Genomic DNA, 14,994 nt, shown 5'->3' with positions numbered 1-14,994 from the left:
CATCCTTATATTTCAGTTTCAAAGCGATAGCCTTTATATTTCAAATTCACAAAATCAATATCCAATGCTCCATATTTTTGCATAAATACTTCTACTTTCCGAGGTTGATAATCATACCGAACTTTTTGTGGTACAGCTTCTATGACAGGTTCATTTTTGGTAAAAGAAATCTCTGGCTCATTTGCCTGATAATCTATGGAAACTAAATCATAGACCGGCATGCCATCCAATGGATAGTCGAACTGCCATATCGCATTTCTTGCAGCTTGATCAGCCAAAGGCTCGCCGCCATTTTCGATACGCATCAGTTCATCCCCTTCTTCTGCCATTCTCGCGGTCCCTTCTAATACCGTCCGTTTGGCATGATCTGCCGTTTCCTCCGTCCGTACCCTGGAACTCTTCAACCCAAGGTTTTGCCAGGCGTTTGTCTGGTCAATCGTCAGTTTGCCGGGTAGCTGCTTTATTGACATGTCAGCCTTAGGCTGCTGGATATGGAGTTCAGCTTTCGGCTGTTCAATGGACTGATGTCCCCGCTCCACCCTTATACCAAGATAAGCACGCTCACTGGACAATCTTATTTGTGGAAACTCCATCCCCTCACCTCTTTTGCTAAATATGTAAAATATCAACGCTTATACTCAAGTTAAGCTCCCAATAGCTGAAGAATCAGTTTCGAGACGTTAGGTAGCGATTATGGTGGCTGGGGAAAAAAGATCGCTTTCCGTGGGCATGTGGTGAGCTTCCTCAGGCTTTGCCTTGCGGGATCTCACCGCTCATGTTCATCCCACAGGAGTCTCACCATTTTCCCAGCCACCATAAGTTCGTTAGTTACTCGAAACTTCGATCAGAAATACAGTGCTTTTGGAGCTGAAAATACGGTCAATTTACCATTGTAATAGGATTCTCATCACAAAATAGGGGTGGACTTTCTAAACACGATTTCGAGTATCTTATATGGCAGGGGGAGTGGGGGAACGACGAGACTCCTCGAAAATGCTCCGCATTTCCTTCGTGCGTGGGTTAATTCAGGACGATAATTCATAGTCCTGTGGGATACGCGTGTTAGATGAGAGCCCGCAGAGCGTCAGCTCGAGGAGGCTCATCACTCGCCCACGGAAAGCGAGTTGTTCCCCAACGACCCTTCCCCTCACACAATATCTCGAAATCAAGTCTTCGACTTTTTAGCCCTTTAGTTGAATAACTGACTTAGGGTAATTCAACTACGTTTAACAGAGCTTTATTAAAAAAAGCTATCTAATATCAGATAGCTTATCGTAAGAAATCCATCAAGGTTGGCTGGATAATCCGTGCGCCCACGCCGAGAGCTGCCCGATGTACACTTTCCTGGGTTTTCAGGTTTGTGATCACTTTTTCCAAATCCGCATCTTCATTATCCGATAAAATTTTCGTGGCAGTTATTTCTTGCTGAGCCAGCCGGTCTTCAACCAGTTCAACACGATTCATCCTGGCCCCTAGATCGGCACGCTCGTCCACAATATTATTGATATGCCCATCAACCAGGTTAAGGTAGCTGTTTAATTCCCCACCTTCACCTGAAGACAGGGTTTCCTCCAAGCCTTTTAGATCACGGAATAAGTCTTCTGAAAAAACTCTGCCTCCGTCAACATTGGCTTTCAAAGCATTGCCTTTGGAAATCTCTATATTCACTGTCCCTTTATTTTCACTAATATCAAGTTGGCCTTCTGGCAATTGACGGATAGGGGGGTTCAAAGTGTCATTACCATTGAAAATATATTTATTGTTCACTTTTGTATTAGCGATATCAATTAAATGATCCCGCAATTGGGAGATTTCTTTTGCAATATTTTCTCGTTGTTCTTTGTCATAAGTTCCATTGCTTGCCTGGACCGTCAGTTCCCGGACACGCTGCATAGCTTGTGTCGCTTTATCCATGGCACTATCCGAATTTTCCATCCAGTTATGTATTTCTCCAAGGTTCCGCTGGAATTGCTTCACCTCATTAAGTTGGGTGCGGTAATTCATCCCCTTCATAGCGACCACAGGATCATCAGAAGGTCGCGTGATTTTTTTTCCGGTGGAAAGCTGGTCCTGATATTTCCCCATCCGCTCATAACTGTTCCCGAGATGCCGGAGCATGTTATTACTTAACATTCCTTGCGTAATACGCATGTTACTCACCTACCTTCCCACTAATCCCATTTGATTGATGATACGATCAAGCATTTCATCTACGGCAGTCATATTACGCGCTGATGCGTTGTAGGCATGCTGGTACTTGATCATGTTCGTCATTTCTTCATCAAGGGAGACGGCACTGACAGACTGCCTGCGTTGTTCAACAGATTCTTTCAAAATTGTCGAGTTATCCGTCATACGCTGGTATTCTTGAGCCTCGACACCCATCTTTCCAATTACACCTTCGTAAAAACTTTTTAGACTTACAGCCTTACCTAGATCGGGAAGTACTTCATCCTTCACCTCTGCCATAGCGAGCGCATTAGTTCCATCGCCCCCAAAAGGCTGCAGCCGGGATGCAGCAGCAATATTATCCGTATCATCCTTGATTGCCTGATGAACATTCAAACTACCAGCTGCTCCATTGAATCCATCTTCATCCTCTGTCAGGTTTTGAGTACTTAAAATGAAGAATGGTTGGGAACGGAATGCTTTATCTGCTCCATTCGTTTTTTCTTCGATATCCTTCAAGGTTGCTCCGTCTTCATGAACTTCATTGAAACGGTTGGCGAAAGCAAAAGCCATTTTATCCAAATCCTCTGACATACCGTGCAGCATTCCCTTTGTTCCCCCCGCACTATCCTGATACCCATGTGCTTCCTTCAAGGCCAGCAGCCTCCCTTGCGATAGGAAGTCTGCTCCTTCCTTTTCATTAGCGGATGGAACAAGGGATATCCCCGTCACCACTTTACGTCCTCCGACTTCTTCAAAAGTTGCCTCGAACTGAGGAGTAGATAAAGACTCTTCATTAGAGCCCCCTTTTACAAGAGTTTCCCTTTCATCGCCATTCACCAAAAAGACAGTCGCCTGCCCCATTGCTGCAGCCTTGGGGCTGCCTTGCCCTGACTCATATTTCACCTCTATATCAATCATCTGAGACAAGTCATCGATGAGTCTGTCACGTTCATCATATAAATCATTCGGAACATACCCATGCGGTTCCACATCACCTATCTGGCGATTAAGCTGACCGATTTGTTTCAAGGAGGAATTAATATCTTTAATAGTGACATTCATCTCATTCTCCAAGTCTTTTTGAATCCCTTTTAAGGACCCGGAAAGGTGATTGAAGGTTTCCGCAACAGCTATCCCTCTTTGGCGGACGACTGATCTTGCTCCGGCATCTTCCGGATTTGTCGCTAAATCCTGCAGTGATTCCCAAAAACGATCCATTGTCTTTGCCAGTCCTTGTTCGCTCGGTTCGTTCATCACTTCTTCCATATTGCTGATCGAGCCAGCCAGTGTTTCCCAATAGGCAGTTTTATTTGCTTCCCCGCGATATTGGAGATCTAGAAACTGCTCACGTACTCGCTCTATCGACCCCGGCTGGACGCCGCTCCCTATTTGTCCCGGCATATTCGGCCTGTTTCGTGAAGCAGGAGGAAAAGGAGCTGTCTGCTCAAAATTGACTCGCTGTCTTGTATAGCCTTCTGTATTAGCATTTGCTATGTTATGTCCTGTTGTATGCAGTGCGGATTGCTGGGCAAACAACCCGCGCTTTGCTACCTCTAATCCATGAAATGTCGACATCGTATTAAGGCTCCTCTCTTACGCTTTCGAATCGAATATGGACCGATTTTCCCCTCGTGATATCTCCGTTTTTCTACCGTAGTTCATTTGGTTGATATCCGGCTGAAGCATGTCCAGTGATAAGTGAATGAACTGCAAGGATTGTTTGGTCAGCTCAGCATTCAACTGTTGCTGTCCCTTTATTGCAAAAATGAGGGAAGTCATTTCTTCCAGGTTCTTTTGCAATATGTTTTTTTCCTCACTATCTTCTAAGATTTCAAGCAACCGGGATGCTTGGGGGGATTCTTCTCCAATATTTTTCTGCCTGTACCATTCCGATACCGCTTCTAAGCGATCATTCTCTGCTTTTTCTATCGCCTGAAGGAGCTTTCTTTCTTTCGGCAGCATTTGTTGGAGTTTATCGGTGTCACCTGATTTTAACACCACTGTTTGTTCTTTTGTCAGCTGCAATAGGCTCACATGTAAGTGCTTCAGCTTCTCTATCTGCTGGTTTATCTTCCCGATAGACACGGCAGGAGCCCCCTTATTTCCGACTGTTCCAGAATTCAATCATTTTCTGAGCCGTTTTCTCTGCATCTACTTTATATTCTCCCTGTTCAATTGCCTGTTTGATATCTGCTACCTTCTTTTCCCGGGCAGGATCCGTGCTGGCGTTTTCTTGTAAACTCTTTGCCTTAGGGGAGATTTCCACCTTGTCTTCCTGCTGGTAAGATTGCTTCATCTCCGTTTGCCTATTCAAATGTTTGTGATAAGGATTCAAATTAACATGATTTGATCCGTTTATTTTCATTCTCGTTCACCTCACTCTAATGATTGCCGTCACTTATATTTACTCTTTTTATCGTCGTATCCCCTCTATAGTTAAATGCTACTTTTTTCCCTTTTACAACTGTCCCAGGTTTGCGACTTATGTCTGTCAGATACTCTTGTACGAAGCCGCTCTTCCTTGACAAATTTCATAATACTGTCATGCGCTACACTTGTTTCGGCCATTACTTCGGCGACAGAGGCTTCACGGCTCTTCCTCTTCCTGATGAAATCATATATTTTTCTATACTCGGATTCTTCTTCTTGAAGACATTGCTGGCATAAAGGGTGCATGTTTTGCACGAATATCCTCCCGCACCGGCGGCAATTAGATAGTTTCTCCTCCATACAAACCCTCCTCGCTTTCCCAGTTACTTAATATATCGTCAAACCAGCCGTATCCGACAACCTTTTATCCACTCCGAACCAAAGTAAAGGAATAGACAGCCGGCGCCCCTCCTTCTTTCAACAGTTTGGCCGCATGTCTCAATGTGGTACCAGTAGTATAAAGGTCATCTACTAAAAGAACAGGCTTTGAGACTTGTTCCAGGAGTTGAAATGGGTTTTCCGTATTCACTCTTTCTTTTCGGCTCTTTTTCGACTGTTTTTCTCCATGGATGCGGGTCAGGACTTCACGCACCGGAGCCTTTATTAATGCTGCAATAGCCAAAGCCTGATTAAAACCTCGCTCACTCATACGTTCTTGGCTAAGGGGAATAGGTACAAGCAGAAGATCCTGTTGACTGAAATGCAACTGAAATACCTCCTGGATTTCATATTTGAACATTTCTATCAATATATAGTCACCTCTATACTTCCAACGAGCTACGATATTTTTCATCGCTTCATTATAATTAAATACAGCTACGTTTTTTTCAAGTATTCCCCGCCATGATTCATCACGTTCCCATCTCTCACAATCTTTGCAAATTTTACCCCTAGCCATAGGCCGGGCACAAATGGAGCATTGAGGCATGCTGATCCTTTCCAACTGAGTAAAACAGCTTTCACAAATTATCGCATCGGATGGAGGTGAGAAGAGGTTGGACCAGGTAACTTGATGTAATATTATTTCATGACAATTTAAACAACGCATGCTACACCCTCCGTCCCAGCTTGTTCATTTTCCGAATGGTCTCCACAGCCTTCACCATCGCCTCCGTTTTACCTTGATGAAAAAATATTACTTCTCCATCCGGGTCGTCCGGACTCCGGCCAGCACGGCCTGCAATTTGAATCAGGGCTGCCTGATCAAATACCTGATGTCCGCTATCAAATACCAGGACATCCACAGAAGGGAACGTAACACCTCTTTCTAAAATTGTTGTCGTAACTAAAGCTTCATAAGATTTGTTACGGAAAAATTGAATTTTTTGGCTTCGCTCAGGGTCGGAAGCATGTACGGAAGTAATAGATGGGATAGAGTCGGCTAAGATCTCGGTTACGATAACTGCATCTTCAATCGTAGGAACAAAGATTAATAATTGACGGTCAGCCTTAACTCGCTTCCTGAGCCAATGCAGGATTTTAGGTGAAAGCTCACGATGTTTTAAGGTCTTTCTGAAATCAAAGGCAGTGATAAATTGGGGAACAGGTAGAGGATGTCCATGAAAACGCCGCGGTACAAATACTACCGGAAGTCGTTTACGAGCAATCTCTCGTTCGTGTTTAGGACGGGGAGTAGCGGTCAAATAAATAAGGGCCGCAGTTTTTCTTGCTGCCCGGTCTGCAGCATAAGGTAGCGATTTATCCTTATGAAATGGAAAAGCATCAATTTCATCGATAACCATAACATCAAATGCCCTTCCAAAGCGGAGAAGTTGGTGTGTGGTGGCAATAATGAATTGAGCACTTCCACTTTTATCATTACTGGCGCCATGCAGGGCCTGGATCTCTACGTGCGGGAATGCCGACCGGAAACGGGGAAGCAGCTCTTGGACGACATCAGCACGAGGCGTTGCGAGGCAAACCCGCTTCCCTTGAGCAAAAGCAAGGTTTAATCCCGGAAACAGCATTTCTGTTTTGCCGGCCCCACACACCGCCCAGACTAAAAGTCGCAGGCTGCCTTTATCAATGGCAGAGAGAATTTGGTTTGAAGCATGTTGTTGAGCGGTCGTCAGTACCCCATTCCATTGACAGGCGCCGATATGCTTTGGCCATTGAACATCAAGTCGATAAGCATATAGGTGTTCCTTTTCGGAAATACGTCCCATCATGATACAGTTCCGGCAATAGACCGCTCCATCAGGAAGGGAAGCGAAAAGATGACCTTTTCGATTGCCACAGCGGCGGCACTTATATCCCCAGGGATGTTTTTCGATTGCAGGTATCGTTGCGAGCAGATCAGATGATTCCATTTGCTGAAATGATTCATCATCTAAGGGAATTTCATTGCGGAGCAATAATTTACCAGTCATAAAGGCAGATAAGTGATCATGGAGAGGATCGGGAGGGGGTGTTGCTTTTTCCAGTGTGGAAGGAATCCAGGAGTAATCGTAGGAAAACAATTCCTGGAAGCAGGAGAATTTTTTATTCAATTGTGATCACTCCAGTTATAAAAGGAGGGAGAAGCCCTCCTTATTTTTTATACCAGCCAAGTCCAAGGGCGCCTTCACCAAGGTGCGTACCGATGACTGGCCCAAAATAGCTGATTGTTATTTCAATATTAGGGAAACGTGATTCTAAATCCTGCTTGATCTCTTCTGCATCAGCTTCACAATTACCATGGATAACCGAGGCTTTGATTGTATCTCCCTTTTCAGCGTCCTCTTCAAATAACGAAAGAATCCGTTTGACTGCTTTTTTTCTCGTACGGATCTTTTCAAACGGGACAATTTTCGTATCGACAAAGTGAAGCACCGGTTTCACCTGTAACAGACTTCCGAAAATCTTTTGAGCGCCTGATAGCCGTCCTCCACGATAGAGATTAGTCAAATCATCGACCATAAAATAAGCACGCATTGTCTGTTTCATTTCTTCCAGACGGGACAAAATTTGCTCCGGTGTTGCACCGTTATCTGCCATTTCAGCTGCCTCCAGTACATAAAAACCTTGCATCATGGCACTCAATTCAGAATCAAATGGATAGACATCGATTTCCTCTACCATTTCACCGGCTGTAACAGTCCCCTGGTAGGTTCCACTGATACCACTGGAAAGATGGATAGCCACAACCGCATCATAATCTCGGGAAAGCTCCTCCAGCTTTTCTGTCACATAACCGATGGATGGCTGCGAAGTTTTAGGTAATTCTTCGCTTTGACGCATCATTTCGTAAAATTCACCGGCTTGGATATCAATTTCTTCCCGGTAGGATTCATCGTTTATAATTACATTCAATGGAACCATATGTATATGATGGGCGTTGCGCAGGTCCTCAGGTATATATGCCGTACTATCAGTCAACACCGCTGTTTTCATAGGGCATCGTGCTCCTTTCTGCTTATTTCTATTGCTTGCTTTTATTTTACATGAACCACAGCCATTTTTCATCAAACTGTGTTATGGAAATAAAAATATTTCCTCCATGTACTACAACGTAAGTTTCAATGCTATATCAACACATAGATTAATATAACTTTCATTTAAAAAGCCTCTGGACGAGTCGTCCAGAGGCTTTATCCACGCTTAAAGCACTTCAACCCAGCCGTTCTTGATAGCAGTTACTACCGCCTGAGTACGGTCGTTGACATTCATTTTTTGCAGGATATTGCTTACATGGTTTTTAACCGTTTTTTCACTGATGTACAATGATTCAGCGACGCCCCGGTTACTTTTTCCATCAGCCAAAAGCTGTAGAACCTCGCATTCGCGGCGTGTCAGCAAATGTAATGGCTTGCGGTATTCAATTGTTTGGAAAGACTGACCATTCTCTGCCGTTTCGGAGAGACGACGGTATTCAGCAACAAGATTGTGGGTGACCTTCGGATGAAGGTAAGAACCGCCTTCGCTTACCACTTTGATAGCTTCAATCAGAGCATCGGAATCCATCTCTTTCAACAAATAGCCCTGTGCCCCGGTTTTCAGCGCATGGGTTACATAGTTTTCATCATCATGGATAGAAAGTACAATTACTTTCAATTCAGGATAACGGCTGATCAGTTCGGCAGTTGCCTCAACCCCGTTCATATTCGGCATATTTATATCCATCAATACGACATCAGGATCATGCTGTTCAACCAAATCCACCGCTGTATCCCCATCGTCACCTTCTGCTACAACTTCAAAGCTGGCTTCAAAGTCTAAAATTCGCTTAACGCCTTCTCGAAAAAGTTTATGGTCATCGATCAATACGATTTGTGTTGTCATTTGTCCTTTTCCTCCCCATCTCATAATTTCTGGGTAAACTACGTGACTAAATTCCCTATTCTCCCGCTCAAAAAACTTCAAATTGAAGTATTGAACAAAATATAAGTCCATGTTCCTATTTTATTATTCATTATAAATCATTTTTTTAATTTTAGGTAGTCTTACCTAAAATTACCTCTCTAAAGGGACCTGGATAATAACGACCGTTCCCTCATCAATTTTAGAATCAATGGTAAGCTCGCCTTCCAGCATATCGACACGCTCTTTCATTCCTAAAAGCCCGAATGATTCATCTTTTTTTACGGCAGTGTCAAATCCCTTGCCATTATCCTTAATGATTAAAATTGCAGCCTTCCCCTTCAACTCTACTTTTACCAGGATTTCCGTAGCCTCCGCATGCTTCACTGCATTCTGGACAGCTTCTTGCACCAGGCGAAACAACGCAATTTCATACTTGCTGTCGATACGCCTTTCTTTCCCTATATTGGTAAAAGGAACTGTTAAGTTGTCATTGTATTCCTCTACCGTGTGTAAATATTTTTTCAGCGTGGGGATTAAACCAAGGTCATCTAATGCCATCGGCCGTAAATCATATATGATCCGGCGTACTTCGTATAAAGCAGATCGAACCATTTGCTTAACACTTTTTATTTCAGCCAATGCTTCGTCAACTCCACGTTCACGGAATGTCCGGTCCACAAGGTCAGATCGAATCATTACGTTGGCGAGCATTTGAGCTGGTCCATCGTGGATCTCCCTCGAAAGTTTCCTGCGCTCTTCTTCCTGGGCCTCGATAATACGCAAGCCAAACTCCTGCTTTTCCTTTGCGTCTTCCAAAGCCTCCGAGACATTGCGAAAATCTTCATTCAGGTAATTAAGAACAACCGATATCTTACTTACCAGACCTTCTGCACGCTGCACTGTAGACTCCAGACTTTTCAGCCGTCGCTCAAGATCATTCCGCCGTTCCCTCAACTGCTTTTCTTTTTCTCTCTTAACAGACAGATCCATTTGCAACTGGTGTGTCTGTTCGTAAACCTCACGGATCTGGCTTTCTGAATATTGATCGAAATATTTACTGACTTCAGATAGACGCATTCGGGATAATCGGACCCGCTGTTCGAGCTTGTCCCCTTCATCAATGAGAGAAATGACCTGCCTTTTTGTCTCTTGCAGATCTTTTTGAATTTTTTCAAATTCACCGCGGGACTCTTCTCCTATATGGAAGATCTCATCCTTGCTGTTTGTGACATTATCAATCATTTCTTCAATGACTTGATCAAGTGCTTTTTCCTCAATTCTCGTCTCTTTCATCACTCGACTCCTCCATCAATATTCACATACTCATTCGAATTTCCTAAGTATTTTTATGGGGGTATTGCTGGAATTTATTTATTGGGAGATCTTATGGTTAATTTATTTGCCGGTAAATAGAAACCCTTATATAATAAAGTTCTTAGGAGGTTTTTTTAACTATGTTAGAAAGCTATTATACAGTAAAAGCTGAAGGTTCTGAAGAAATAACCATCCAAAAGTCACGGTTTATTGGATACATAAAGCGTTGCGAGACAGAAGAAGCAGCCCAACAGTTTATCCAGGAAATTAAGAAAAAACATAACGATGCTACTCATAATTGCTCCGCGTACTTGATTGGGGAACACGACTTGATTCAAAAGGCTAATGACGATGGGGAACCAAGTGGAACGGCAGGGGTCCCTATGCTGGAAGTGCTGAAGAAAAAGGGACTGAAAGATACCGCAGTAGTTGTAACGAGGTATTTCGGCGGCATTAAGCTAGGGGCAGGGGGTCTGATCAGAGCTTATTCCAGCACGGTTTCCGCCGCTATTGGGGCTGCCGGAATAGTTGAACGACAACTAATGAAGGAAATGAAAGTTACCGCAGATTATAAACTGCTAGGGAAGTTGGAGAACAGCCTTAGAAATTCAGATTACTTATTAAAAGATATTAATTATTTGGATAACGTGGAATTCATTGTATTTGTTAAAAGTGGACTAGAAGATTCATTTTCAAAATGGGTCATTAACCTGACCAGTGATCAGGCCACCATCCAACCAGGGGAAGTTAGTTATATAGAACAAAATGTATCAGGTAAGTAAAACTAATCACCTTTAATTTTTGACAAAATATTGCCCAGGAAATAAAACTATTGTGATATGAACGTCAAATAATGAAGTTTATTCTGATATTTTCAGGAAAAGAGTTAATTTATCCGACAAAAAAACAAGCCCGGTTCAGTAATTATACCGTGCCTGGCTTGTTCAGATTTATATATTTAGAATCTTACAGGTTATTACATTGATAGCTCAATCGCCTTTCCCCATTTTCCATGCTGCTAGATCATCTAAGGGAACATCCAGAGTGTCCGCTAATTTTTTCATTACAATTAAAGAAGGGTTTTTCTGGATTCCTCGTTCAATATTACTAATGTATGACTTAGAGACACCCGAATACTTAGCTAACGCACTTAAGGACAGGCCACGCTTCTCTCGTAACTCTTTTATACGATCCCCAACCATGAATACCCCCCTCATCATTTTCCCTGAAAGAACTTAAATTCCACTTGTTCATTATAACGAATATTACTCTAAGTATATAGAATTACCCTGGAAAAGAAAATAGTCAAATAGTTATTCTGAAAACATTTTCCTTCCAATATCTCAATTTTATGTATCTATACTTATTTTTTCTCATAAATAGTAATTCCTGAAAAAGGCACTCCACTAAAATGTGGAATGCCTTTTTTTATGCAAAATTCTTTTTATCCAATAAATCAAAAAATGTGTCCCGGTCTCGATTATCCAAAGCCATATCAATCATACGACTAAAATTAAGTTGCTCTAATTCCTTGAAGAGAACATCTAATTCCATTTCTTCCTTCTGGTTTTTTGTTTTCATTACTGGATCTACCTTTCGTTCATTGCTTTTGGCTTCCGGTTTTTCATTCAAATAAGGACGTACTATCGAATTTAAGTGAGTCAGAAAGTCAGGCAGCTGGAGAAGATCAGTGATCGATACATAAATCATCTTTTTACCTCGTTGAAATACAAAGATATCCAAGACATTGTGTACTTTCTTTTTATCGCGATCGATAATAATCTCTTTTGCTTCAAGCGGGACAAAGTGATAGAGCTCTCCATCTACATATAACGAAAAATACTGGTAGGCCAGAACGACTCGGATATAGCGCTCGTCGTCTTTAACATAATAGGGCTTCAACATCTTAATTGATAACATATCTGACCACCCTTCCTTAAAATCTGAATATTCAGTATTTTATATATATTATGACGTATTTTGAGAGATATGAAAAGTAAAAAATACTGGTAATTAGAAAAACTTGGTTTATCGCCCAATCCATACGGTTAAATTTTAGATTTACTTATATATTTCTTAAGATAAAAAAACAAGCCATGTGCCCTGAAACCAACACAGCTTGTCTTGTTACTTTATATCCTCTGGGTCAATTTCCAGTCGATATTTATCTGGCGTTCTATCATTTGGTGAAAATCATATTTATTTGCTTCTCCTGGGCACTTTTCTCCCTCAACTTAAAAAACTGCTCCATTTCCGCTTTCGTAATCCCTAAGGCTCGGGCTTCTTCCATCAGCACTATCCACTCCAAATCCAACCGACTGTCCAGCTGATTTCTTCTCATGAATGATCCCTCCATCACTCATCACCCTAAGCAGCCCGGCGATCGTAGCCATTAAATATGTAGTTTTCTTCGTATGCAGGCCTTAGACCCGTAGCTTTGCGTCCTTATCTTTAGATAAGTTTGCCTTTTCAAAAGCGACTTATTAAAATATTCTGATATCTTTTATTTTACTATGGTTCACACCAATTATCTAGTAAAATATCATCATTTTGCTAGTTCATTAGTCCTGTTTTTCATCCGGGAACATATGGAATAAGTAGACATTTTCATGATCTTCTGAAGAAAGCTGGAAGGATTCGATATCAACATCATCAAACTGCGTACCATCTTCCTGAATAAAACTGATGGAGGTTACGAAACTATCCTCCTCGCTTGAAGGGGAAGGAGCTGGGTTTATGACTTCGATTACCCACTCGTAATCAAACCTTTCGATGCATGCTCGTTGAAAGGAAATACGTTGATCATCAAGCCGGATTTCTTTAAGTTTAAGAATATTCCTTTTGTTTTGGAGCATTTCTCACCCTTCTTTCTCATTTCTTGATATATTTATTTTCCCTTTTCAAGCAAATCAGAAACTAATGAAAAAGGACAACGCCCTTCCAATATATGGAGGACGTGTCCCACTCATCATAGTGCTGGTAAATAGGCGGCTAATGCTTGCTTTAATTTTTCCAGTCTTTCCAGGCTGTCAGCTTTTGAAGATGATTTCACGCCGTAATAAAATTTTATTTTCGGTTCTGTGCCAGATGGACGGAGACAGAACCAGCAATCATCCTCAAGTACAAATTTCAAGACATTCGATGCAGGAAGAGTAATGGTCTCTTCTTCACCAGTCTTCACTACCCACCTGCGGGAAGATGCATAGTCTTCGACAGCTAGAACTTTCAAGCCGGCCACTTCGGTCAGCTCCTCTTGGCGAAAGGTATCCATGATTGCTTTGATTTTCTCTTCGCCTTGCTTTCCATCTAATTTGATAGATTGCAAATCTTCCAAATAATAGCCGTGGCGTTTGTATAATGCATCCAGTGCTTGAAGCAGCGTTTTTCCTTTTACTTTCCAAAACAATGCCAATTCTGTTGCCAGAACAGCTGCCTGAACGGCATCTTTATCACGAGCAAAATCTTTAGCCAGAAAACCGTAACTTTCTTCATAACCAAATAAAAATTCATATTCCCCAGTCCGTTCGAATTCTCGTATTTTCTCTCCAATAAACTTGAATCCTGTTAACGTGTCGAGCGTTTCGATATTATAATAGGATGCAATTGCGCGACCGAATTCAGAAGTGACAATAGTTTTGATCATGATTCCGTTGTCAGGAAGATCGAGGTGCTGGGAAAGCAGGTAGTCAAGCATCAATGCCCCTAACTGGTTACCTGTCAGAACCTGGTATTCTCCATGTTCATCAGGCACTGCAACTCCAAGTCTATCCGCATCCGGATCTGTTCCGATTAATATATCGGCACCTACTTTTTTCCCTTGGTTGATTGCCATTTCGAACGCCTGATGCTCTTCAGGATTTGGTGACGCTACTGTGGAAAATTCAGGATCTGGGTCTGCCTGCTCTGCAACTACATGCACATTTTTGAAACCGGCTTGCTCCAGTCCTTTGCGTACTAATACATTTGCCGTACCGTGCAAAGGAGTGAAAACTACCTGAAAATCTTCTCCAGCATCATGGGTAATATGTGGGTTCATATTAACCCCTCGAAGCTCCTTCAGGTATGCCTCATCCACTTTTTTATCCACCCATTCCAAAAGGCCGTTGGCTTCCAAATCATCTTGATCGGCTGCTTCTACCTGTAATTCATTTTCAATTTGATTCACTATTTCAATCATTGCGCCGGCTTCAGCGGGTGGCAGTTGTCCACCATCTTCATTGTATACCTTGAACCCATTATATTCCGGGGGATTATGACTTGCTGTAATGACGATACCGCCAGCCGCATATAAATAACGTACCGCATAAGACAACACAGGTGTTGGACGGAGGGAAGAAAATACATACGCTTTAATACCATGATTGCCTAAGACTTTCGCAGTCTCTATCGCAAACTCCTTAGACATATGACGGCAATCATAGGCAATGACAATACCGTTCTCCTTCCATTCTTCACCGCGAGCCTCTATGTATCTAGCAAGACCTTCCGCTGCACGGCGGATGGTATAAATATTCATACGGTTGGTACCAGGCCCTAATTTGCCACGCATGCCTCCTGTACCGAACTCCAAATTTTTATAAAAAGCATCTTCCAGTGATTCTTCATCTGTTTGAATCTGGTTCAATTGAGTTCGCATTTCTGCTTCTAACTTATCAAAATCGTTCCAACGTTGATATGAATTCTGCCAGGTCATAGGATCATCCTTTTTTGTTAGAATAATATACTCCTGCTCATTATATCAGAGTCCATTCGTTTTTTTATGACATATCGTGTCGAAAAGCATTAAAAAACAATTGT

General features: G+C 42.3%; 17 protein-coding genes and 1 riboswitch. Of the genes, 1 reads left to right on the top strand and 16 read right to left on the bottom strand.

Annotated features, from left to right (window positions below; translation table 11 throughout):
• Positions 1-5 precede the first annotated feature (5 nt).
• The 11 genes from FHS45_RS09665 to FHS45_RS09615 form a co-directional block, all read right to left on the bottom strand.
• A complete protein-coding gene (locus FHS45_RS09665) occupies positions 6-593 on the bottom strand; it encodes a DUF6470 family protein (RefSeq protein WP_062441412.1) in 588 nt (195 codons plus the stop codon).
• Positions 594-1,269: 676 nt separating this feature from the next.
• Positions 1,270-2,151, bottom strand: coding sequence for a flagellar hook-associated protein FlgL (gene flgL / locus FHS45_RS09660; protein ID WP_062441415.1), 882 nt, complete (start codon positions 2,149-2,151; stop codon positions 1,270-1,272).
• Between the two features lie 9 nt (positions 2,152-2,160).
• The gene (flgK, locus tag FHS45_RS09655; RefSeq protein ID WP_062441418.1) at positions 2,161-3,747 is read right to left on the bottom strand and encodes a flagellar hook-associated protein FlgK; all 1,587 of its coding nucleotides are present in this window, start codon (positions 3,745-3,747) and stop codon (positions 2,161-2,163) included.
• 18 nt (positions 3,748-3,765) lie between these two features.
• Complete coding sequence (locus FHS45_RS09650) at positions 3,766-4,257, bottom strand: flagellar protein FlgN (protein WP_062441421.1); 492 nt, start codon at positions 4,255-4,257, stop codon at positions 3,766-3,768.
• A gap of 13 nt (positions 4,258-4,270) precedes the next feature.
• Positions 4,271-4,537: a flagellar biosynthesis anti-sigma factor FlgM gene (flgM, locus tag FHS45_RS09645; RefSeq protein ID WP_062441425.1), complete on the bottom strand. Its 267-nt coding sequence runs from the start codon at positions 4,535-4,537 to the stop codon at positions 4,271-4,273.
• A 71-nt stretch (positions 4,538-4,608) separates the two neighbouring features.
• The gene (locus FHS45_RS09640) at positions 4,609-4,902 is read right to left on the bottom strand and encodes a hypothetical protein (RefSeq protein WP_062441427.1); all 294 of its coding nucleotides are present in this window, start codon (positions 4,900-4,902) and stop codon (positions 4,609-4,611) included.
• Between the two features lie 64 nt (positions 4,903-4,966).
• Complete coding sequence (locus FHS45_RS09635) at positions 4,967-5,650, bottom strand: ComF family protein (RefSeq protein ID WP_062441430.1); 684 nt, start codon at positions 5,648-5,650, stop codon at positions 4,967-4,969.
• Between the two features lies 1 nt (position 5,651).
• The gene (locus FHS45_RS09630) at positions 5,652-7,091 is read right to left on the bottom strand and encodes an ATP-dependent helicase ComFA (RefSeq protein WP_229717834.1); all 1,440 of its coding nucleotides are present in this window, start codon (positions 7,089-7,091) and stop codon (positions 5,652-5,654) included.
• A 40-nt stretch (positions 7,092-7,131) separates the two neighbouring features.
• On the bottom strand, positions 7,132-7,974 hold the full coding sequence (locus tag FHS45_RS09625; protein WP_062441432.1) for a DegV family protein: 843 nt from the start codon (positions 7,972-7,974) through the stop codon (positions 7,132-7,134).
• A gap of 207 nt (positions 7,975-8,181) precedes the next feature.
• The gene (locus FHS45_RS09620; RefSeq protein ID WP_062441436.1) at positions 8,182-8,862 is read right to left on the bottom strand and encodes a response regulator; all 681 of its coding nucleotides are present in this window, start codon (positions 8,860-8,862) and stop codon (positions 8,182-8,184) included.
• Positions 8,863-9,033: 171 nt separating this feature from the next.
• Complete coding sequence (locus FHS45_RS09615; protein ID WP_062441438.1) at positions 9,034-10,176, bottom strand: sensor histidine kinase; 1,143 nt, start codon at positions 10,174-10,176, stop codon at positions 9,034-9,036.
• Between the two features lie 161 nt (positions 10,177-10,337).
• Here FHS45_RS09615 and FHS45_RS09610 point away from each other — a divergent pair, with 161 nt between their 5' ends.
• Positions 10,338-10,979 carry a YigZ family protein gene (locus tag FHS45_RS09610; RefSeq protein ID WP_062441442.1) on the top strand — a complete coding sequence of 214 codons (642 nt, stop codon included), beginning with the start codon at positions 10,338-10,340 and terminating at the stop codon, positions 10,977-10,979.
• A 207-nt stretch (positions 10,980-11,186) separates the two neighbouring features.
• Here the strand turns inward: FHS45_RS09610 and FHS45_RS09605 are convergent, their stop codons facing one another.
• The 5 genes from FHS45_RS09605 to FHS45_RS09585 all read right to left on the bottom strand — a co-directional run bounded on the left by FHS45_RS09605 (position 11,187) and on the right by FHS45_RS09585 (position 14,890).
• Positions 11,187-11,399: a helix-turn-helix domain-containing protein gene (locus FHS45_RS09605; protein WP_062441445.1), complete on the bottom strand. Its 213-nt coding sequence runs from the start codon at positions 11,397-11,399 to the stop codon at positions 11,187-11,189.
• 226 nt (positions 11,400-11,625) lie between these two features.
• Positions 11,626-12,117, bottom strand: a complete 492-nt coding sequence (locus FHS45_RS09600) for a hypothetical protein (RefSeq protein ID WP_062441448.1) — start codon at positions 12,115-12,117, stop codon at positions 11,626-11,628.
• 259 nt (positions 12,118-12,376) lie between these two features.
• Positions 12,377-12,538 carry a DNA-binding anti-repressor SinI gene (gene sinI, locus FHS45_RS09595; RefSeq protein ID WP_166761397.1) on the bottom strand — a complete coding sequence of 54 codons (162 nt, stop codon included), beginning with the start codon at positions 12,536-12,538 and terminating at the stop codon, positions 12,377-12,379.
• A 26-nt stretch (positions 12,539-12,564) separates the two neighbouring features.
• A riboswitch (cyclic di-GMP riboswitch) is annotated at positions 12,565-12,673 on the bottom strand.
• Between the two features lie 85 nt (positions 12,674-12,758).
• Entirely contained in the window at positions 12,759-13,052 is a 294-nt protein-coding gene (locus FHS45_RS09590; RefSeq protein WP_062441452.1) for a hypothetical protein, read from the bottom strand.
• A gap of 113 nt (positions 13,053-13,165) precedes the next feature.
• Positions 13,166-14,890 (bottom strand): phospho-sugar mutase, encoded by a 1,725-nt coding sequence (locus FHS45_RS09585; RefSeq protein ID WP_062441455.1) that lies wholly within the window; start codon positions 14,888-14,890, stop codon positions 13,166-13,168.
• Positions 14,891-14,994: the final 104 nt, after the last annotated feature.

This window comes from Thalassobacillus devorans (assembly GCF_011761345.1).
Lineage (GTDB): Bacteria > Bacillota > Bacilli > Bacillales > Halobacillaceae > Thalassobacillus > Thalassobacillus devorans.
Note: the sequence above shows the minus strand (reverse complement) of the source record. Positions and strands in the feature narration are given on the sequence as shown.